The sequence below is a fragment of the Haloarcula sp. Atlit-7R genome (genome assembly GCF_003666065.1).
Taxonomy (GTDB): domain Archaea; phylum Halobacteriota; class Halobacteria; order Halobacteriales; family Haloarculaceae; genus Haloarcula; species Haloarcula taiwanensis.
In genome coordinates this window covers 70797-91583 of sequence record NZ_QXIK01000013.1, presented here as the reverse complement: position 1 = coordinate 91583, position 20787 = coordinate 70797, and the positions used below count along the sequence as shown (strand labels likewise).

At 53.8% G+C, this 20787-nt stretch carries 15 protein-coding genes; 6 read left to right on the top strand and 9 right to left on the bottom strand.

The window, feature by feature from the left end; genetic code table 11:
* Positions 1–702: 702 nt before the first annotated feature.
* Together D3D01_RS18920 and D3D01_RS23540 are read right to left on the bottom strand one after the other, a co-directional pair.
* Positions 703–1878 (bottom strand): glycosyltransferase, encoded by a 1176-nt coding sequence (locus D3D01_RS18920; protein WP_121513325.1) that lies wholly within the window; start codon positions 1876–1878, stop codon positions 703–705.
* Positions 1879–1977: 99 nt separating this feature from the next.
* Positions 1978–2742: a hypothetical protein gene (locus tag D3D01_RS23540; protein WP_147439953.1), complete on the bottom strand. Its 765-nt coding sequence runs from the start codon at positions 2740–2742 to the stop codon at positions 1978–1980.
* 341 nt (positions 2743–3083) lie between these two features.
* On the opposite strand from D3D01_RS23540, the gene D3D01_RS18910 reads away from it, so the two are divergent.
* Entirely contained in the window at positions 3084–3719 is a 636-nt protein-coding gene (locus D3D01_RS18910) for an IS6 family transposase (RefSeq protein ID WP_121513326.1), read from the top strand.
* 65 nt (positions 3720–3784) lie between these two features.
* On the opposite strand, the gene D3D01_RS23535 is transcribed toward D3D01_RS18910, so the two are convergent.
* Entirely contained in the window at positions 3785–4798 is a 1014-nt protein-coding gene (locus tag D3D01_RS23535; protein ID WP_147439952.1) for an LTA synthase family protein, read from the bottom strand.
* A 1249-nt stretch (positions 4799–6047) separates the two neighbouring features.
* Here D3D01_RS23535 and D3D01_RS18895 point away from each other — a divergent pair.
* The 3 genes from D3D01_RS18895 (at position 6048) to D3D01_RS18880 (ending at position 10474) form a co-directional block, all read left to right on the top strand.
* Complete coding sequence (locus D3D01_RS18895; RefSeq protein ID WP_121513321.1) at positions 6048–7277, top strand: RNA-guided endonuclease TnpB family protein; 1230 nt, start codon at positions 6048–6050, stop codon at positions 7275–7277.
* A 393-nt stretch (positions 7278–7670) separates the two neighbouring features.
* On the top strand, positions 7671–8291 hold the full coding sequence (locus D3D01_RS18890; protein ID WP_147439951.1) for a hypothetical protein: 621 nt from the start codon (positions 7671–7673) through the stop codon (positions 8289–8291).
* 983 nt (positions 8292–9274) lie between these two features.
* Positions 9275–10474 (top strand): orc1/cdc6 family replication initiation protein, encoded by a 1200-nt coding sequence (locus tag D3D01_RS18880; protein WP_121513318.1) that lies wholly within the window; start codon positions 9275–9277, stop codon positions 10472–10474.
* Positions 10475–10767: 293 nt separating this feature from the next.
* Here the strand turns inward: D3D01_RS18880 and D3D01_RS23530 are convergent, their stop codons facing one another.
* The 4 genes from D3D01_RS23530 to D3D01_RS18860 all read right to left on the bottom strand — a co-directional run bounded on the left by D3D01_RS23530 (position 10768) and on the right by D3D01_RS18860 (position 12905).
* On the bottom strand, positions 10768–11325 hold the full coding sequence (locus D3D01_RS23530) for a hypothetical protein (RefSeq protein WP_147439950.1): 558 nt from the start codon (positions 11323–11325) through the stop codon (positions 10768–10770).
* Between the two features lie 540 nt (positions 11326–11865).
* A complete protein-coding gene (locus D3D01_RS18870; protein WP_121513316.1) occupies positions 11866–12123 on the bottom strand; it encodes a hypothetical protein in 258 nt (85 codons plus the stop codon).
* Between the two features lie 168 nt (positions 12124–12291).
* The gene (locus D3D01_RS24880) at positions 12292–12417 is read right to left on the bottom strand and encodes a hypothetical protein (protein ID WP_255410442.1); all 126 of its coding nucleotides are present in this window, start codon (positions 12415–12417) and stop codon (positions 12292–12294) included.
* A gap of 272 nt (positions 12418–12689) precedes the next feature.
* A complete protein-coding gene (locus D3D01_RS18860; RefSeq protein WP_199725459.1) occupies positions 12690–12905 on the bottom strand; it encodes a hypothetical protein in 216 nt (71 codons plus the stop codon).
* A 341-nt stretch (positions 12906–13246) separates the two neighbouring features.
* On the opposite strand from D3D01_RS18860, the gene D3D01_RS18855 reads away from it, so the two are divergent.
* Positions 13247–16771: an ATP-binding protein gene (locus D3D01_RS18855; protein ID WP_121513315.1), complete on the top strand. Its 3525-nt coding sequence runs from the start codon at positions 13247–13249 to the stop codon at positions 16769–16771.
* A 667-nt stretch (positions 16772–17438) separates the two neighbouring features.
* Here the strand turns inward: D3D01_RS18855 and D3D01_RS18850 are convergent.
* A complete protein-coding gene (locus D3D01_RS18850) occupies positions 17439–17888 on the bottom strand; it encodes a hypothetical protein (RefSeq protein ID WP_121513314.1) in 450 nt (149 codons plus the stop codon).
* A 49-nt stretch (positions 17889–17937) separates the two neighbouring features.
* Positions 17938–19353: a DUF4330 family protein gene (locus D3D01_RS18845; RefSeq protein WP_121513313.1), complete on the bottom strand. Its 1416-nt coding sequence runs from the start codon at positions 19351–19353 to the stop codon at positions 17938–17940.
* A gap of 135 nt (positions 19354–19488) precedes the next feature.
* Here D3D01_RS18845 and D3D01_RS18840 point away from each other — a divergent pair, with 135 nt between their 5' ends.
* A complete protein-coding gene (locus D3D01_RS18840; protein WP_121513312.1) occupies positions 19489–20481 on the top strand; it encodes a transposase in 993 nt (330 codons plus the stop codon).
* The last annotated feature ends 306 nt before the right edge of the window (positions 20482–20787 follow it).

Genomic DNA, 20787 nt, shown 5'->3' with positions numbered 1-20787 from the left:
GAACTGCCGGATTTGGACGAGCTGTTGCTGTGGGCATCACGAAATCCAAATCCACACAGAGATCGGTTACGTGAGCAGGTTGAACGAGGTGAGTTCGGCTTTGACCGCCACTAAACTAGAACGAATGTCGGATGGACAAGCACACGGACAGGTGGGAACGGCTGTTAGTACTGGCAGGAACTCAGCAGTATGCTACGCCTCACGCTCACCTCTACTTATCGGCGAAAGGCGACGTACCGTGAGAGGCGTTTCAGCCTATCGTACAACCGTTTGTCGAATCGTGCGAGTATGCACCTGCCGATGGGCGGAGGAATTTGGCAGAGGGCGGCATAGTTCGTATCATGAGCACGGAGATAACTGATATGATTCTTCCCATGGTAGATGGTGGGAGCGCGGGAGCAACCTACTGCCACGTCAAGCCTGAACTGCTAGAATCAACTGAGAGACGCTGTATTCGGTGTATCTAGCGATTCAGAGCTGAAGCGGCACTACGCCCTTACATAACTCGCGCACCTGCCAGAAGTGGACTCGATGGACTTTGATGCGTTTCTATGGATTACAACAGTAACAGCGAATACTTCACTTCCGCAAATCGAGTTACGACGTGTGGTGCGAGGATGAGGAACCTGAGCCAGAGGAGGCCGTCAAAAATACCCCTGCCGACACAGTGTCATCTCGCACCGTCTAATCAGCTCTTGATTCCTACTGACTAATCATTGCTTGGTACTCGGAAAGTATCCTTTCACCATAGTCGTCTTCTGTGAAGTTTGACGTAATGTGTTCTCGTGCGTTCTCTCCCATTTGCTTTCGCTCTTCAGGGTTGTTGTACATATACTGCATCGCTTCTGCAAGAGCTTCGCTGTCTCTAATGGGCACGACCTGCCCATCAACGCCCTCACGTACACAGTCTTTCGCCCCAGTATTTTCAGAAATAAGTACGGGAAGTCCGTTTGCCATTGCCTCAGTTACGACCATCCCAAAGCCGTCGTGTAAGGACGGCAGTACAAAAACATCGCTATTAGCATATACTTCCGAAATATCATCTCTCCAACCCAGAAATCGTATGGTATCGTCCCTCTCATATCTATTTTTGACGCTCTTCATATTTTCTGGTATGTTCCCGGCCAGTAATAATTCAGAATTCGCAAGGTCAGAGTTAGACCAAGCCTCTAATAGATACTGTACCCCCTTCTGCAGATCCACTTTACCCGCAAATAGGAACGTTGTTTTTTCTTTTTTGTTTTCTCGCTTTGTCCCGACCTTTTTACCTTCTATATCCTCTCCCAGTTGGACACAGCGGACTTTTTCGGCAGTGAAACCTCTATTGAGAAATGATTCTTGAGCAAATTTTGAGCTTGTGATCACATAATCTGCCACTCCATACTCAGTTTCTTCTCGTTCTACGTGATTTGTCGAAATGGGGGAGTCACCTTGGTCGTACTTCTGATACTCTTTATCGAGTATCTCTTTCTGTGTCCTGATGTGTGCAGAACTTCGCTCCACAACTGTTGTCAATCCTATTTTATTAGCCCGTTGTAAACTTTCAAGACACACTCCCGCAAACCCAAGAAAAAGGCCGTCTTCAGCTGGCTCCAACTTCCGAGCAATCGCCTTATCAAAAGCAATCCCTTTCCAGCGATTGAGAGGGTCATTCCACTGACTTGGAATTATATCATTCACTACGGGGAATCGGTGTCCTACCTGTGCGATAAGTTCGGGATGGCGAATATGTGTCACCTTTTTATCAGGGATTCCCTCCGAATCGGTCGCAAACTTTGGATAGGTGGTGTAGATCCTCCGTAAACTACCACGACTCTCTAACTGTCTCCCGAGTTTGAAAGCGTGGAACGTACCGGGAACTGCAATATCAACTTGCATATCAAACAGTCCTACTCAGTCGTGAATAATTTGGTGGAAAGCCTTGGTAGAGGGCTTCACCGAGAAACGCCGTATTGAACTGGGGGAGGGGACTTCTCTTCACTCGACATACCCTAAGTCACGTAATCGCTCTTTAGATGGTCCTTCATCAGTAAACCTCTCACCAGTCCGTGCTGACGTGATATTTTTTCGCTCATCGTAGGGGATCTCAAGCCACGGTACCTGAACAAGCGAAGAGATATAGCCGTTTGGAGGATGACCATATACACCCCATTCTCCAAATGCGTTTCCGTGGTCGGATGTAACAACAGTCTTTCCATCAAGTGAATCGGCTAATTCTTGAACATATGGGAAAGTAACTCGTAGATTTTCCTCATAAACATTCCAAACGCGTTCTGTATCCAATTCGCCTTTGCGTAACTGTACCCAGATATGATCCTCGCGATTTTGGGGTGTATATCCGTGCTCCGACATAAATTCTCGACCGTCTGGCCCAATCCAGGGATAATGTGGTTGCAGAAAATGACTGATGAGTCGCTTGTTAGGAAATTTCTCCTCGGCATCTATCGTTCTGTCTACCATATTTTCGGGTGGGACTGTGTGCAAACTCTCATCCCATCCTGATTCCCAAACCTCTTCAACTGATGCAAATTCAGCATTAGCCTCCTCCGCTGGATTAGGATTTGAGGAAACGTAAACTGTGTCAAGAAATGACCCGTCGTGGAAATTCTGTTGCACGAACTCCCCTGTATGGGAACCACGCGAATGGAATCTATGCAATTGCCCTTCTAAAGGGTTCACCTGTTTGAATAGGTCATATCGGCAGGCATCAAGAATGATCAGGTTGTCCCAGTCCTGTTCCATTACATAGTTCCCAAAGTTGCCCCCAAACAGTCGATTCATTGCAATCGCTTTTAGCTCAACTAACCCTCTCCGAGGACGGCGAATACCTTTGAATAAGTGTTCGAAGCCGTATCGCATAACTCTCAAAAGTAGGAGGTGGTAGGTGACTTCTTCGATGTGTTACGAGTCAATTCACCTTCACCGAGTTGTCGGCCACCGGCGGTAGAGGGATGTGAAATTAGTCGTCCGTCGCTGGCTCACGTTCGAGGAAGGCCCGTTTCCTCCGCTATTCGAATATACGGGTTTATTCCGTCGTGTTTAGTTAAGCGTGAAAGGTGAGGCGGACGGATTTCTTGGTGCCTATGCCAGAAATCAGCCGCCTCAGCGGACATAGAGACTGGATTGATTTGGATTTTGTGGAGCGCGAGCGGACACCCGAGTCGGCGATGGCGTTGGGTATTCAATCACACGTTGCGGGACTGTCGTTGTCGAATACCGTCGAATTACTCGAAGATCTGGGTGTCCAACGCAGTCGCAAAGCCGTCCACGATTGGGTTCAGAAAGCCGATCTACAGCCCGAATCTGGGAAATCTCCGAATCAAATTGCGCTCGACGAAACAGTGATTCGGATCAATAATCAGCAATTCTGGCTGTACGCCGCCGCCGATCCCCAATCGAACGAACTGCTTCACGTCCGGCTATTTCCGACGACTACGACCACCCTCACAGAAATTTTCCTGCGCGAACTTCGGCAAAAACACGATGTCGAAACTGGCGTCTTTCTCGTCGATGGCGCTCAACACCTCCAAACCGCACTTCAACGAGCTGGACTCCGATTTCAGATGTGTCGCCACGGAAATCGGAACGCCATCGAACGGATTTTTCGAGAGCTGAAGCGTCGAACCTCGTCGTTTTCAAACTGCTTCAGTCACGCCGACCCGGAAACCGCCGAAAATTGGTTGCAGAGCTTTGCTCGATGGCTCAATGCTACTAACTAAACACTACCGTTTATTCAATGGAAGGTTTGATATGTACGAATTAAGATATCCCCGGGAGAGCACCGTTACATATATCCAAGATCAGCCAGCCTATCTTTCACGTCGTTGGAAGTAAGATTTTCTCTATCTTCTCTACTTGATCCAGGGTCATAATCGCCGGCGTCGTTTGCAGTTGTCCGGTACCAGGGCACATCAACCAGACAAGGGAGCGGAACGTTTGCAAGGTGTCCGTAGACCCCATATTCGCCAATCGCATTACCGTGATCGGAGGTAATGACTGCCGAATCTGCATCAATATTATCCAGAAGTAAAGCGACATCATTAAGAACGCATCGCAGATTTTCGGCGTAGTGATGCCAAACAAAGTCTTCGGTTAGTTCACCAGATTGCAGCTGTTCCCATATAGTCTCCGTTCGTTGGACACGATCTTCGTCACCTGCTTCGATATACGTCCCACGATCCACATCAGGAATCGAAATAAAAGGGTGATGAGGTTGCATATAGTGCACAATAAGCCGGTCGAAATCGTTCGTTCGGCCATACCGGATTGCAGCATCTGTGATCGGCCGCGGTAGAATGGTGCCGAGTTCGTTGTTCCACTGAGAACGCCATACCTCATCGAGGTGGTCTGTAGGGATAATGCGGTCTCCTTCGTGAGCTTCGCCACAAGCCGAGCAGGTTGTTGTTCCTGAATGGTAAACGTCGTCATAGGCCGGATCAAGTTCCTTCCCGCAGCTACAATTGTTTGGGAAAGAAAACCGAAACGCAACCACAGAGTTGGGATTACCAGTAATATATGCAGTCTGTTCAATCTCAGAGGATGGGGCATTTTGAATGGTGTTTTCGAGCCATTCAATAGTCGTACTTCCTACCGATGTGAGCTGACCACGGTCATTTAAAAAATCATACTCGTCCTCTACTTCCCACATCAAATCTGCCCGACAACCGTCAAGGATGATAAGTAGATCCCAATCTTCCTCCCAAACAGGCGTCGGCGAATAGTTCCTTGAGGCCCACCGGCCAATTATCTCTTGCCTGATTCTTCGCTTAGTTCGGTTCCAAATGGGAAGGACATCCATCGAGTCTTGGTTTGGGCAATCAACTAATAAAATATCTGTTATCGCTTCACAGGACAGAATGGGGCTAAAACAAGGCCCTTACCGAACTGAGTGAAACAGAACCCTGAGAATCACAGCGTCCGGCCGTATTGTAGTTGATATTCAATCAAACAGCCTTCGGCGAAATGCACCGGGACATTATGAAGCTCACCGTCATAGTATGGGGAACCAAAGTCGCTCGATCAAGAAATCGAGTGGCGCTGTAAGCAAGCGTGGGAACAAGCTCACTGTCTGGGGTATGGTGAAAACATCATTTAGTCCGGAGACTGCCGTCCCCAAATCCGGTGTGTCAACTGTCGAAACGTTTCCTTCTACACCCAGACCGCATCCTTTCACGACCGTACACCACACTCTGGTGAGATTGTTATCGCCGTCAGTTCTACGGTGATACACTGCTAAGCATCCATTAGATCGCCCAGTTCTCTGATGCCGTCTACGACATAGTTCATATATAACCAGTTGATCTCGGATAGTTTTCCAGAGTGATCTAGCCCACAACGGGGGAGCGGTTTAGCAGGCTCATATGAAGATTGAGACGATGACCGACCATTAGTATAATCACGCCAATGTGTTCCGTCAGACCATCAAACCGCTCCCGTCGTCCATCGACACCGATGACTGCAGCGTGATTGTTGCACTACGAATCAGGAAGGGGTTATCCTTCCCCATAACTGCGACAGCGGTTCACTGACTCTTGCTCCAGACTGACCTTTAATTTTGACTGACGGTTTAGTTACAGTATGTCAAGCAACTCTGGGGGTCAGTCAGAAGGGGGTGAGCAGAGAGACCAGCCGGAGCTCACGGACTTCGTCGAGAGGACTTGCCCAGTCTGTGGCCGTGTGTACGAAAAGAACGGGGCCGCATGCCATCCATCTCATATTGTCAAGTTCGAACGTCGGCTCGCTACCCAGAACTGGTTACTCACTGCACAGCGACCACCAGAGACGCCACCCGGCCAGTCTCCCATCGTCGGAAGTGACCGCGTTTCATTCGAAGCCACGTACTTGGCGACTAGGTCACTTATTCAATCTGAATCGGACCGATTCGACGCATACGTCTCGGAAACCCCACACCAGATTCAGGGGCAGAAGTGGATCGCATCGGTTTACAGGCGGTCGAGGAGAATGCCCCGGGGCTTGACCCCGGGGTTGAATCCGACAATTCGTGATACAAACCATTAAGTAAACACATTTCGAATCAACAGACAGCGATGGAATACAGTCACCGCTACCACGCTTATCCGACACAAGAGGTAGCGGCTGAACTGAAACATCACATCGACGTTCATCGCCAAGCGTACAATTACACCCTGTACGAGTACGAGAACGTGGATGCCGGCGACATCGGCTCCGCGTACAAACACCACAGCCGACTCCCTGACTGGAAAGACCAGTTTTCCATCTTCTCGGAGGTCAACTCGAAGGCCCTGCAACGAACCGTCACGCGGTTCTACCAGAACCTCGACGGCCTCTCCGAGCAGAAACAGAACGGACGCAAAGTCGGGAAACTCAACTGGAAGTCACCACGGGAGTTCCAGAGTATGACGTTTTCGCAGTCTGGCTTCGAACTCAAAAACACGAGTGGCCGACGTGCGACGCTCTGGCTCTCCAAAATCGGAGACATCAAAATCCGTTACCACCGCGACATCCCTGACGAGGCAGACATCAAAGAAGTCACCATCAAAAAGGAGAGGACCGGCGACTGGTTCGTCTCCTTCGGCCTCGAAACCGACGACGCTGACTTTCCCGAGAAGCCCGACGTGGACTCGCTTGACGCGAGCAACAGCGTTGGAATCGACCTCGGTATCCAGAACTACATCCACACGTCGGATGGCAAGACTGTGGACTGGCTTGATCTTGAAGACGAGTACGAACGGTTCCAGCGCGAGCAACGCAAGTTGTCTCGCAAGGAGAAGAGGTCGAACAACTACGAGAAGCAACGTCGGGAAGTGGCGAAGGTGAAGCGCCACATCAAGCGGAAGGTGCTGGACTACCAGCACAAGATCACGACGTGGCTCGTCAAAGAGTACGACGCCGTATTCGTCGAGGACTTGAACGTGAGGGGGATGCTCGAACAGTCGCACAACGCCCGCAACAAGCAGGATGCAGCGTGGCGACAGTTCATCGCACTCCTCGAATACAAGGCCGACCTGTACGGCTGTCACGTTGTTCAGGTCGAAGCACGAGGCACGACCAAGGAATGTGCGTCGTGTGGTGTCGAGACGGAGAAGCCAATCTGGGCCAGGGAACACTCCTGCCCCTCATGTGGATTCGAGTGTGATCGGGATGCGAATGCAGCGATGAATGTCTTGCAGAGAGGCTTTTCTGAATTAGGGCTGGGATGGCCCGAATCCACGCCTGTGGAGACTGCGCTCCCTACGGACACCACTTCGGTGTCTGCAAAGCGTGTCATCGAAGCAGGAAGCCTCGGGGTCGTTTGAGAGAGCAGCTCTCTCATGATGACGAGAATCTTCGATTCTCGAACCATTTGACCCCGAGGCGATCCACCGTCAGTACCTGTCCGAGACAGATGAGTTAGTCCCAGGAGTGTTGGCAGGCATTCAGGCCAGCAAGAATCGGATTACACGAAGAGGTGCCGAAGTCACTCCAGCGAGAGTGTTCGCCCACCTCGTGTTCCTCGATCAGTACGGACTGCTCCCACGATACGATCCTATCGTTCGAGGCGGAGGAAGGGGCCTCAGCGAGATTTGTGCGGAGCACTACGACGTAAGCCCAGCTGAGCTGGAATCCAAATGTTATCGAAGCGGCGTGTTGGCCGTTCCAAGGCCTACAGTACAGCACCGGAGTTCTGACAAAACTGCGACGCAGAGTTAGTGAACGAGGAGTCAAGCTATGCTTCCTATCCGCATTCGGAGTGCAAGCCCTTCGATGGGACAGCCGTACTCGGGGATCACCGTGACCACAATCTGGTGACTCGAAGAGCGAAAGCAGAACTGATCGGATTACCAGACGCGGACTGGACGGTCGCACCGCACATCGTCTACTCTTGTGCTGACTATGACATCACCGATGATTCGTCGTCAAGGCTGCCAGTACTCGGATTCGGCTTTGCTGGGTTCGAATACACGATTGATGGGCAGCGACTGCGATACCTGGGCATCGTCCCCAATTGGGATGAGGAGCCATTTGAGATCTATTTACAGATCGTCCAACTCGGCAAGACAGCAGCTACCGGTGTCGTCGTCCTTCCGAATCGGGAGCAGATCTACGATTTCCTCCATTTCCTGAAAACCACTGAACTGACCCAAGATCATGGTGTGCTCCCAGAAGAGAGAGACGAGTACTCGTCGGTTCCGAACGTCCGGGCGTTACACGAACAGATCGTCAGTGACGTTCAGCTCCTCGATGGGATTGTGTTGTTCCCCCGGCGGAAATTCCTGGATGAAGGATTCGACACTCTCGACCACCTGGTCTCCGTTCCGACCTATGCTTGATCTGGAGGCTTCTGACGCCAATGTGGCACGAGCGGTGGTGTTGCCACTGGACTGCTCCCGGAAGCAGTTGAAGGACTTGCTGACTCTGTCTGGCGAGTCCGAGACGCCATTTGGGAGGCGTCTCTATGAGTACTGCGTCGAGGCATTGAAGAGAACGGGCAGCCCTGATGATCCGCTGGTCGTGGAGTTCAACCACGAGATCGCACGTTGCAGTCCTTGCTGCTGTTCGCGGATCCGCTTCCAGAAACGCATCATTACGAACAGTTCCTCGAGCACAGTTTGGAACGCCGGATGATGACACGCGCCCTGCAGAAGCATCCCGGCCTCTCCCGATTCACACGAGATATTCGAGACTACCCGAATTTGTGGAAGCCTAATCGTTTGTTCGTGCCGTATTTTGGCGCTGCTTCACAGAATCTACTCGTAGACCCGAATTCGAGAGACACGATCTCTAAACCGGACAAACGTCTCGTCACGGTCGCAGATACCATTCGTGCAAATTCTACGCTCGACTTCGACGATACGATATGATACATGATGAGAGAGTACGTTTCGTTTGTCTCGATTCTCCGGGTGTGTTTCTCGGAGGAAGTCCACAGTCAGTCTCCTGTCGACTCTGTCGTATTGGGCTGACCACTATAAAGCGCCTCGGAGTCCCGTGGTTCAACATGCTCTCGATGTCTCGTCATCTGGAGAAACTCCGTCTTTCGGACGACCCAGAAGGACTTAGCCTGCTCCGCTGTAGGTGACCTCTTCTGGAATGAGAGAGGACGTTTCGTCTGTCTTCGACTGTGACACCGGGTACTCCACAGCAGCCACTCAACCTCCGCTTCAGAGAGTGGATTTCGTTTGTCTCCTGACGCCAAGTAATGCGTAGCGTCTCGATAGCTGAGAGGGGACTAACAAGCAGGAGTGGATCCAGACAAACGAGACAAACAAAAGCAGGTTTTATATATTTGCGATGGGTCATTATAAATAGACTCATGTCCGGACCGTTTAGCGACGTCGAACGTTCTCTCTTTACTGCAAAGGAGGTCCTCTCCGAAGACTACCAACCCGATCAGATCCTGGAGCGTGACGAGGAGATCGACGAATATCGCCACGCGCTTGAGGACGTCCTCTTCGGCCGGACGCCACAGAACATCATGCTGTACGGGAGGGCCGGACTCGGGAAAACGGCGGTGACGACATACATGATGGAAGCGCTTCAAAACGAAGCCACAGAGCGCCCCAACGCCGACGACCTGTTCGTCCACGAGCTGAACTGTAACGGAAAGACGGTCTATTCGGTCGTCCGAGCGCTCATCAACACACTGCTCCCGGAGGCTGCGAGTGAGTTCCCAAAGCGGGGGCTCAGTACAGCCGACGCGTTCGAGGAACTGTATGCGCAACTCGATCGACTGGGTGGGACACACCTCATCGTGTTCGATGAGATCGATCATCTTGGCGACGCCGACACGCTCCTGTATGAACTCCCGCGAGCGCGCTCGATCGGCCATATCACGAATTCGAAAATTGGCGTCATCGGGATCAGCAACAACTACAGGTTTCGACAGGGCCTCTCGCCGAAGGTCAAGGACACCCTGATGGAAGCTGAGATCTCGTTCAGCCCGTACGATGCCAGTGAACTCCGAACGATACTTGCTGACCGTGCCGATCGCGCGTTCGTTGACGGTGCCTGTGATGAATCGGCGGTCGCGAGGGCAGCAGCGATTGCGGCGAAAGACCGAGGAAACGCCCGACAAGCGATCGATCTCCTCAGGGTCGGTGGCGAAGTGGCGAAAAAGCAGGAGGCTGATAGCGTCGACGATTCGCATATCGTTGCAGCCCAGGAACTCGTCCAACGCGGTCGGTTACGAAATCGGATCCGCGATCAGACCCAGCACGCCCAACTACTTCTCGAAACGCTCGCGTATCTCGAGCAGCAGGAAGAGACGCTAGTCCGTTCGAAGACGATCAAGACCCGATACGAGCGCGTCGCGGACTCACACGCCGTGGAACCGCTCACGACGCTCAAAAGCATTCAGAACCACCTCTCGGACCTCCATATGCTCGGATTCCTCCATCGGACCGATCGGAATCGCGGCGAGAGCGGCGGCCGGTACTACGAGTACGGCCTCGATCTAGATCCCGAAATCGTTCTCGACATCAGAGCCGAGATTGAAGCGGAACGCAACCCGTGAGACACCAGTGAGAAGACAAACGAAACGTACTCTCTCATTCCCGAGTTCGTTCTCTCACACTTCCTGATCGTGGCGGAGGCCGTCGGAAGAGAATCTGGTGAGAATTGCATCGTCTGAGCGACCTCCAAGACAGACGAAATGAGCTGTGTCTCTTCAACCCACCTACGGTTCTCGAACCAACGACTCGTTCCACTCCCGATTTCGAATGATGGTACCCAAGTAGTGTGTATCTTGGGACCATCACAGTTGAGGAATCACACTCACATACGTCTATAGGTTCAATCGAATATCCCTCACCCAGTTGAATGCTGAATCGTCCAGAGATTCCCTTCCCCAGCTGTTTCTGAGGCGGTCACGTCGAAGGGTGCATCGTCGCTGTTGCGCCACATTCCCAGAATCTGTCCCACGTGCCTGCTCTTAAGGCCGACACTTTCCGCAATAGTTCTCGACTGCACTTGGAGTACGTCCTCCTGTTCCAGGCGACCTGCAAGATAGTCTTCGACCGTACCTGCAGCACCCGTCGTATCCGACGCTGCTACTCGAGTTGTCTGACACTGATTCAATGCTCGTGTTTGGATCCGTTTTGCTGTATCACTGTCTAAGGATTCAGTATGTGCTCGAACCTCATGATGGAGTGCGGTGACGAATTCCCGTGTAACATCCTGTGAGTCGACCTGTGAATGCTGGTTGGTAACCGCTGATACCAGCGACTCAAACAGGCGTTCGTGATTGATGATGGCTTCGATTCCGTCATCGAGTTGCTGATACACGAGTGTCTTCTGGAACCCGAGCGAGCCGAATACCGCTTCGAAGTCGTCGGGTACGAATTCATCATTGACATCTGAAGTCATGTGTACAGATCCTGTTTTCGTCGCACCTGTCTGTCAACTCTCAAGATTAATATGGAAAGTAGCGGGAACGTTTTTAATATCATATTAGGCTTTCAGGATAGGATTATTTGTCCATGATATTAAAACCACTCACGATACCGTAACTTGATACTACCAAATCGTGATTAATAATTGATAAGTTCGACCGGGAGCACAATTAATCAGAGCGAGTCATGAGGACTAGACCGGAGTGGATGTCGAATACCGATGTGTTGATTCTCGTCGCGCTCAATTCTTCCAGTCTCATACAAATCCTTTCACCGATCATCATCGCCGACAATCTCGGGATGTCACGAGAACACGCTTCACGCAGGTTGGCGGAACTTAGCGACAAGGGATATGTGAACAAAATTGAAGATGGCAAGTACGGATTGAGTGAGACTGGGCGATCATTCCTAACCGAGTATCCACACTCGCAGTGAAGCGCTACTAATTTCTTATAAACGGGTTCTCGACTTCTTACGTAGTGTGACGAACTACGTGCTATCGCTGCCGATTACGTCACTGTCCACTGACGTTGGTCTGCCACCACAGGTCCGTCACCGTCTCACGGCCGACGGGGCGCCAGTGACAGCCAGTCCACTCTTCTTCATGCCGGTACCATCCAGGGCCGTCCGGGCGCGGTTCGAACTGTATCCGCCGCCACACCCCACTGTGGTCTCTGTACCGGATCTCAAGCGAGTCGCCTGTCGATGCATAGTCAGTTGCTGTGCCGTCAGTGCCCGGGTCGTCACCGGACGTACATTTGTTCTCAGACATGGTTTGTGACACCCGGACCGCTTTCCAGGCGCCACTCCGCCACGCAACTGAATACCTTCCGAATATACTATCTTTAGCAGTGGATGATGATCTACCCTTAATTTAATCTTAAGAATAGAACGAACAGAATACTAGGCGAGAATTACAGCCAGTCCGTTGTGATGGACGTCACCGTAACCACTGCCTCTCGATCGGGAACGCTTCGATAACTCGCTGGACGATGTGGTAGAGTTCGTGCGGGGGAAGCGACTGGTCGGGGACATAGAACACGCCACTGTGTGAGTCGGCTAGCATCTGGACGAAGTCGTCGTCGCTGGTGGCGATGAAACGACTCTACGGCGTACTGGAAAATCGTGGTGACGTTGCGCCTTCGCCTAACTCACTCACGTCAACGACCGCTCTATGCCGTCTGCCTTGTCGAGTTCGTCAGCCAGCGGAGCCATGATTTTTGCTCAAGCAGAGATGACACCTCCATGATTACGAGTCTGACAGATTCCCTGGCCAGTGACAACTTTTGAGTCGGCTTCTGCGGCTTCGTGGGGTTCCCGATGGCGTTTTTCGACAACTCACATCTCTTCGCGGTGGTCGTGATAGTACGCCAGTACGTGGGAAACTTCTGCGGCGTTGAGAGCACAGCAGTCCACGCCCGTCTGCGCGTCAAGGCTGCGCTCTTCGACCAGCGTGTGGATGTGGCTCACGGTGACTCGCTGGTCCCGGATGCGGGGTTCGTCGTGAATCTCCGACTCGCCATTCGGGATGTCGGTAGTCCTGTACTCCGACATAGTGTAACGTACCAGTGTAGTGGGCATTAGATTTTGTCGGCACGGGAAGTGGGCTGTAAGTGATTCCTTGCGGCCTGCGCGCGCGCTGACTGGCGCCGTTTGTGTCATTCCGTACGCCCAGTCCCATCAACCAGTCATCATTTAATAGCAAGAAAAGACAAATTAAATATATAACTCACCACACCAGCCCGACTGCTGAATCCGTCTTCGGTTAGTTACGGGAACTTTTCTCCGTAATCTTACGCATGCTAGAAAATCGATAGGGCTTGCACTACGCTCAATTATCTTCGTTGATACTGGGGCCTAAACTATTAATATGCTCATCGTCGGACGCGCCACAGATGTCTGGAACAGATGACATCGCACACAGCTATCTCCTAGTAGAGCCGTCAGACAGCACCATAGATCCACAGGGTGGCATAGAGACATATCGAACACTAAGCCAGCTAGAGTCGACATATGAATGGACAGTCACCGCCCATCCCCGGGAGACCGGGACGGCACTCCAGTACTATCTCGGAGCGGATGGCAGGCTGGATGTCGAGTCACTCAAGCCCCACGTCCGAACGCTGTTTCCCAACAGCTACCGAATCACCCGCCAGGACAATTGCAGCCCACTCTCGCAGTTCCAGTCGCCGGATTGGACTTACGCGGTTGAAGCCGTCGGGACGCCGGACTGCTACAGTGACTGGTTCACCAACCTACGATCGTTTGGTCCACACGACGACGCCAGCGGTCGGCACCCGATGACAGCACTGCTTGAAGCGCTTCAAGAGAGTGATACACTCTGTCTATTACAGATCTGTGCCCAGCCCACGGACAAGCTCGTTGAAGCAAAGAACGATATCGAACGATACCTGTCTCGTGATTGCAAGCGACCTGCCAACGAGACTTTTGAGACGATAATTGGATCATTGCCTGAGCGGAAGCCAAAGGACGAGCTACATTATTCACAACGGAACCGGCTGTCACATCTCGAGGCCAAAGAGCAGGATGCCTTCGCCGCGTCAGTGCGGGTACTCGTCGGCAGTGGCCCCGGTGCCGAGTCGACGGCCAAACGGCTTGCGTCCGTGATGGGGACGTTCAGCGGGGAGTACTACAAGATCGAGGGGAAATATCACACCGAAACTGATCGCGTTCGCACAGACATACAGGAGCGCACCGTTGCCGATCCCGCGTACAACTATTTCCCGTTGCAGTTCCCCATCGACCGGAGTACTGCGAAGGGAATCGTCGCCGACTACACGGAAATCGGCAGTATCACGCTCGTCGACGGGGCGGACCTGACCGAACCGACCAGACGTGCCTTCGATCTCCAGTCTGACACCACAGGGCTTGCGACGCCCCCAGCCCCGGGTGTTCTGGACAACTACGACCACGGACCGTCGCTTGGACGCGTCCGCAACAGCGAGGGGGTCGTCGAGGACACCACCGTTCGCCTCCCGCCGGGACTCCAGCCACAGCACACGCTACTCGCCGGCAGCACCGGCAGCGGGAAGACCGGCCTCGCGGAGAACATCATACTGGACAACAGCGCGTCGACTGGGGGTGCGGATATCGCCCTCATCCCGAAGGGTGATGAGATGGCCACGGAGGTACTCCGATCACACTACGCTCGTCATGGTTCTCTGGATGATGTGTACTATTTCGAGTGTTCGGAAACGCTGCCAGCGATCTCTGTCCTCGATATCCGCCCGGAACTTGAGGCCGGCATTCCGCGTCCTAGTGCGGTCGCAAACACCATTGACCAGTACATCAGCCTGCTTCGAGCACTCATGCCCGAGGACAGTTATGATGCAGCCGTCCGCTCGCCGGACGTGATTCGGTTCCTGTTGCAAGCGCAGTTCGATACACGGCATGGCGGCGATGCGTTCACGCATGCTGACCTGAAGGCCGCGGCGATGCGGCTCCAAGACGACCAGACGATGCCGACCGTCGACGATGAGACACTCGAGCGGAACCTCACGACAATCCTCAACACCGGCGACCGGACGTTTCAGAAGGTTATGGGCGGGGTGATGACACGACTCGATACCGTCTCACAGGATGCCCGACTCCGTGCGCTGTTCAATCATCTCCCGGAGGATGACGCCGAGCGGTTCGATCTCGTTGATCTCCTAGATGAAGACGCCCTGATAATCCTGGATATGGGTGAGTTCGATTCACAGGAAACCAAACAGGCGATTACACAAGTGGTGTTGTCGAACCTCTGGAGTGCGCTCAAGCGTCGGGTTCGGTATGCCGATGATGTCGGGACTGACTTGCCGCTGGTCAACCTGTATTTAGAGGAAGCCGCCACCTTCGAGGAGCTCGACCTCATCGGGGAGTTGCTCGATCAGAGCCGGAGTTTCGGCATCGGACTCACCCTGATCTCCCAGTTCCCTGCGCAGTTCAAACACACAACTCCCGGAACGTACGAGCGACTTCTCAACAATGTTGGTACTGTCGTTGCGTCCCAGGTCGAGTACGATCGGCCACTGGCAGAGGCACTGGCGACTGACCGGTATACTGCCGACGAGATCGAGAACAAGCTAGGGTCATTCCCGCGAGGGGAGTGGCTGGTGTCTCTCCCGGGTGGATACGGTGCCACCAAGCCTGACCCATTTCAGGTGACCGCTCCATCACTGCCCGCTGGCCATCCCGAGTCCGAGTCCTTCGAGGATCTCCCGCAGGAAGAGTTCAGAGCTGCTATGGCCGACCGGACCGACACTGTTCGCTCTCGGTACGGGCTCGATATCACGGAAACGGAGCCATCCACGACAACCAGTGAGTCCACACACTCTACGGGCCCCACCGACGTGACCGTTGACAGTCCGTTGCCTTACACCGAGCGGTTGCCCCCGACCGTTGCCTACGATGATTCCCGGCATGCGCTCACCTGCACCGTGTGTGACGCACTCTACGGTTCGACGCGGGCGGGCATGCTGGATGCGATCACATGTCACGACACGCTGGCAGCGATCGACCCCGCTAACGTTCCGGTCTGTGACATAGACATCTCACTGTCGACGGCCGAGCGTGAACAGACCGAGTATTCCCACCAGCAATTGCTGTTCCTGCAGGCCGTCTACAACGCGTGGTCGATGAAGTACGAGTCGCCGATGTACGATATTGTGTATGACTCGATGCTCCGGCTCCGGGAGTATTTCGGTATCGATGACACGGCTGTCAACGAATTGCTTGACGGTGGCTTGCTCAAACGTGACGGACAAAAACCCCACCTGCTCTACACTGTCACCAGTGCCGGGCGGTCCCTGCTGAACGAATCCCACCGCGCTGGCGTCGATTACGGACACGGTGTGGGTGACCTAGAGGAGACCAGCGAGCATCGCATGCAGGTTGAGGCGTTGGCTCGGTATCTAGAGCACGCATACGCCGACGACGCCGAGTCACCAGTCGTTGAGGTGTCTCGCTACCACGAACCCGGTCAGAGCAAGTTGCCGCATATCCCAGCCGAGACGGCCATGGGAGGGGCAGATACCCCGGATACGGCTGCCGACCGGACCGACCAGCGTCGGTTTGATGTGGTCGGTCTGGACGCCGACGGCGAAATCGTCATCGTCGCGGAAGCCGAGCGCCTGAACAACGATGTCGCCGAGGCGGTCGTCGCAGATTTCGATAAGATGGCTGCCCGTGACCCTGCGGAGGCAATCTGGGTTGTCCCGTCGCGCTCGGCTGCGACACGCGTCGTCGAAGCACTTAATGATCCCCCCGAAGGGCCCCCTCGGGTCGAGAAAACGTACAGCTCCGGGACTCCCCCCAAGCAGTATCGCATTGACGAACCGGGGTTATCACAGATTCTAACCTTCAGCACGCTCCGGGATCGGCTACCCGAGCGGTCACACTCCGAATCACGGTCATCATAACGGTATACTGGCTATTCTCGGCTGTTTATCCAGTTCACACTCCGCAGACACTCCGGAATAAAGAGAGTAATATCGGAAGTGTGAGTGAACCACCTGAGCTTTGCCAGTTGAGGGGTACCCCCACCCAGGAGTGCGGGGCAGGCCATGGCAGTAGCTTGAATGGGCCAAGTGCGCCCGTAGTCGTGCCTGCTGGGGAAGGTGCAGTTGACAGTATTGTTGACAGATTGTCCCTCAAAGTTGACTGACTCTACGTGATTGAAGTGTCCACATTTCCAGATAGACACATATTAACGGCCGTTTTTCGAAGTGTGAAAAGCGAAGAAATGGGTGGAGTCATTCACACGCTCACAATCCGGGCATTAACAGAATTGTGAGAGACAGAGGGTTAACCACCGTGGCAACAAACGGCCCTTATGAATCAATAAATAGCACTGATTTTGACCGTCGATCTGAATCGAATTTTGTGAACTCTTCCTGCTTCGTATCACTCACAATGTCAAGACTTCTACCATCCTGACTAAGTCGTAGTTGATATATTGACCCCTGTTCTTGCTGTTCTAATGACTGGAATCTAATTGTGGTCACTTAGGATTGTTTGAAACTGTGACCTTTTGCCACTGACAACAAAGTTGAGTCGCGGAAATCATAAAGGGAAAATTACCGAAGATTATGATTGCCTACCTTCGGTAGATTCCGAATCATCCGCTGTGGTGCGCTCTCGTTCTGGAGGTTCCGGTGGTGCCAAGACCGAGACTGCGAGTTCGTAGCCACGCGTCTCGGCAAGGGGATCAAGCACCTTTTCATTAAACCGTTCGAACACGTGCTTCACCGTCGACCCAACACGCGAGTGCTGCCACGCGTGCTGGACGTACGGGACGATCCTATCCAGTAGTGCAATGAACGGACCAACAGCGTACGTCTCCCGAAGGTCGATAACGATGACCTCCGGGTCAGGCTCCTTGGTGAGCCAGCGATAGCAATAGGATTCCCGAACGAACTCACTTGCACGAGCACCGACTGCACACCCGGCACTGATGACCTGTGATCCGTCGCTAATCGCACTGATTCTCTCTCCGACAGATTCAATAGGGCTTAGTGACCCGGATTCCTCCGACATCGGATTACCTACTCGTTTGACTGATCCAACATACCGTTTGTGATGTCGTTCAGAGTCCGACACTCACGACCGTTGCTTCGATGGTGATTGTCCCCAAATTGATCACGACTGTCGAGCCCTGCTGGAGGGAATCGCCCTTGAATTGCACACCGCTCGTCGTCTCGCGGACTCGGAGTTCGGTCGTGATGGTGACGTCACGCAGGTACGGGTGGTCGACGACGTTCACGGAGCCGTTGTCGCCCGTGGTGATGATGACAGACGGTTCGGTACTGACACGGCTGACGCGAGCGACCGTTTCGCCGCCACCGGCTTCTGTCATGCCGGGTTCGATCGCATCGGCCATGTCCGCGCGCATGTCCGTCATCCGCAGTGTAACCGCCCGATTAGTGGGTGCCCCACGTGGTTCGAGTTCCCCGACCCGCTCGATGGTTCCGGAGAGTTCGTAGCTTTGCGTCGAAATGGTGATGTCGTTCCCGCGCTGAACAGCAGCGCTGCCGAACTGCTGACGGCCAGCGTTTTCCAGGGTCGCCAGCGAGAGACCGACGAACACCCGTTTGCGGTCGGGGTTCTGTGTTGCGTACGTGGTGACTGTTCGTACTTCGGCTGCCTCGTACCCGGCGACGGTAGTGACGTCACCGGTAGCGATACGGCCAGCCGTTTCTGCATCGACGGTTGTTTCCAGGAGCACATCGGTAGTCGTTGGCTGGAGGCCGCTATCCACCTTTTCAATGCGACCGTCGAAGGTGTAGTCTTCGGCCGGGAGCGTGACTGTTTGCCCGCGCCGGATCTGTGTGCCGCCGAATCGACGGTCGGACTGCTGTCTGTGTGCGTCGAGTTCTGCTTCGACGAAGACGGTCTGTTCGGTTGAATTACCGGTTGTGTATGCAGCTACGTCTTCGATAGTCGCAACAGTGCGGCCAGCGAGGCGGATCTCATCACCGGGGGTGACGTCTCGCGCTTCGGCGGTGGCCATGGTGTCTCTGAGAACCACCGTCGTGTCTTCCTGAGTGAAACTGTTGTCACCACCCACTGCACGAATCTGACCATCTACTTCGTACCGACTTGTCGCGATAGTCAGTGACCGGCCGAGGCGAGGGGGTGCATTCGCATATGTGAGACTATCCCCGTCAGGTGGTCCCTGCAGTGAGGCCCGAAGGATGACGCGTGTCTGATCGTCCTGCGGTGTCAGGTGAACGTCTGTGACGGTGAGCTTCGAATCGCCATCGGGACTGTACGTATCGCCTTCAGTGATCTCCGTGACGATGTACGATGGTTGTGTCCCGAGATCGAGGGTGACATTGGTTGTGTTCGGTTCCGGTGACTCTGGCTCCGGCTGGAGAACGAGCGCAGCGCCTGCCACGACGACCGCAACGACGAGTAGGACGGCCAGCGCATCAACGACATTGACGAGGCCGAAAAGGTTCCCATTCTCGTCAAGGAGGGCCGACGAACGACTATCTGCCATGCTGTAGGCATTTCTTCCGAGTGTTTTGGGTGTTTCGTTGTACTATTATGACTGTGCACCTCTCAATTTGCACCTCTCTAGAGGGTGTCATAAAACGACTACCACACCAAAGAGCAGGGTCTATGCTGAGGTGGTATGAGCTCAGCGACCCTGCAAGATGATCCTTCGGTAGAGTCGTTCTTCAATGTCGCGGAAACCGAGACGTTAGCGTTGTTTGAGCATTTCTCCTTCGAGTTTCTCGCAGAGTTCGACGTGTTCGCCCCGGCGGAGACGGGGCGAACACGAGAGCACGAGCCACCAGAGCTGATGCGTGGGTTCCTCCATTGCTACTACCACGACACTTACGGCATTCGTCCAATTGAACGAGAGCTACAGAACACGTTCGTCTGGCTTGGCTGTGGCTTCGATCGACCGCCGTCGAGAGACGCGGTCGATCGCTTCCTTACCGACCTCGAACACGTCGTTGACGAAGTGTTCGATAGACTCGTCGAGCAGGCCGCCCGCCGCGGCCTGCTCGACTTGACGTACTCAATTGATTCAACGGACGTGAGAGCGATGCCCGCCGATTCAGACGCGTCGAAATGCTACGATCCCACAGCTGAAGAGTACTACTACGGCTACGGCTGTACGATCGTTTCGACCGGACAAAAGATACCGATCGCAGCGGAGTTTACCGAAAGCAAACAAGCGCCAGAAGAGACGGCGATGCGCGTCACGCGTGACGCGCTCGCCGTCGCCAAGCCGGTGTGGATGCTTGGAGACAGCGCCTACGACACGCTCGACTGGCACGACCACCTGCTGGTCGCAGGGGTCGTGCCAGTCGTTCCGTACAACCCACGAAACACTGACGACCCGAAAGACATCAAGTACAGGGTCGAAGACCGCATCGACGAACACAGTGAGGACGTTCAGCTCAAGCAATCGACGCTAGACGAGACGTACAACCGCCGCACAGGAGTTGAGCGAACCAATGAATCAGTGAAGGACTGCGGCCTCGGGCGAACGCACGCCCGAGGCCGCGTCCACGCACGAGCGCAGGTTTTCCTCGCTCTGTGCCTTCGCCTCGTCGTCGCTATCACCAACTATGAACGAGGAGACAATCCGGGAAGTACTGTGATCACAGTGTGAGAACTCTTCTATGACACCCTCCCTCTCTAAGTAATTACGGTCCGTCAGTCAAGAGTCCGCTCTGACTGCTCCCCCATCTCCCGGACCGAGTGTGGTTAGTCGTCAGAATCATTCAGGTCTCGCTCCAACTGAACTACGGACACCCACAACGAGAAACACCTCAATCGGTTCTACGACCGTACGACTCTAGGCTCGTGCCACAGTCCGGACACTCACCGTCAGTGATCCTTACGGAGATTCAAGGAGAAAGCCTCGCCCTTCAGGGCGGGGATGAATCCGACAATATACCACGCAATCCACCGACGA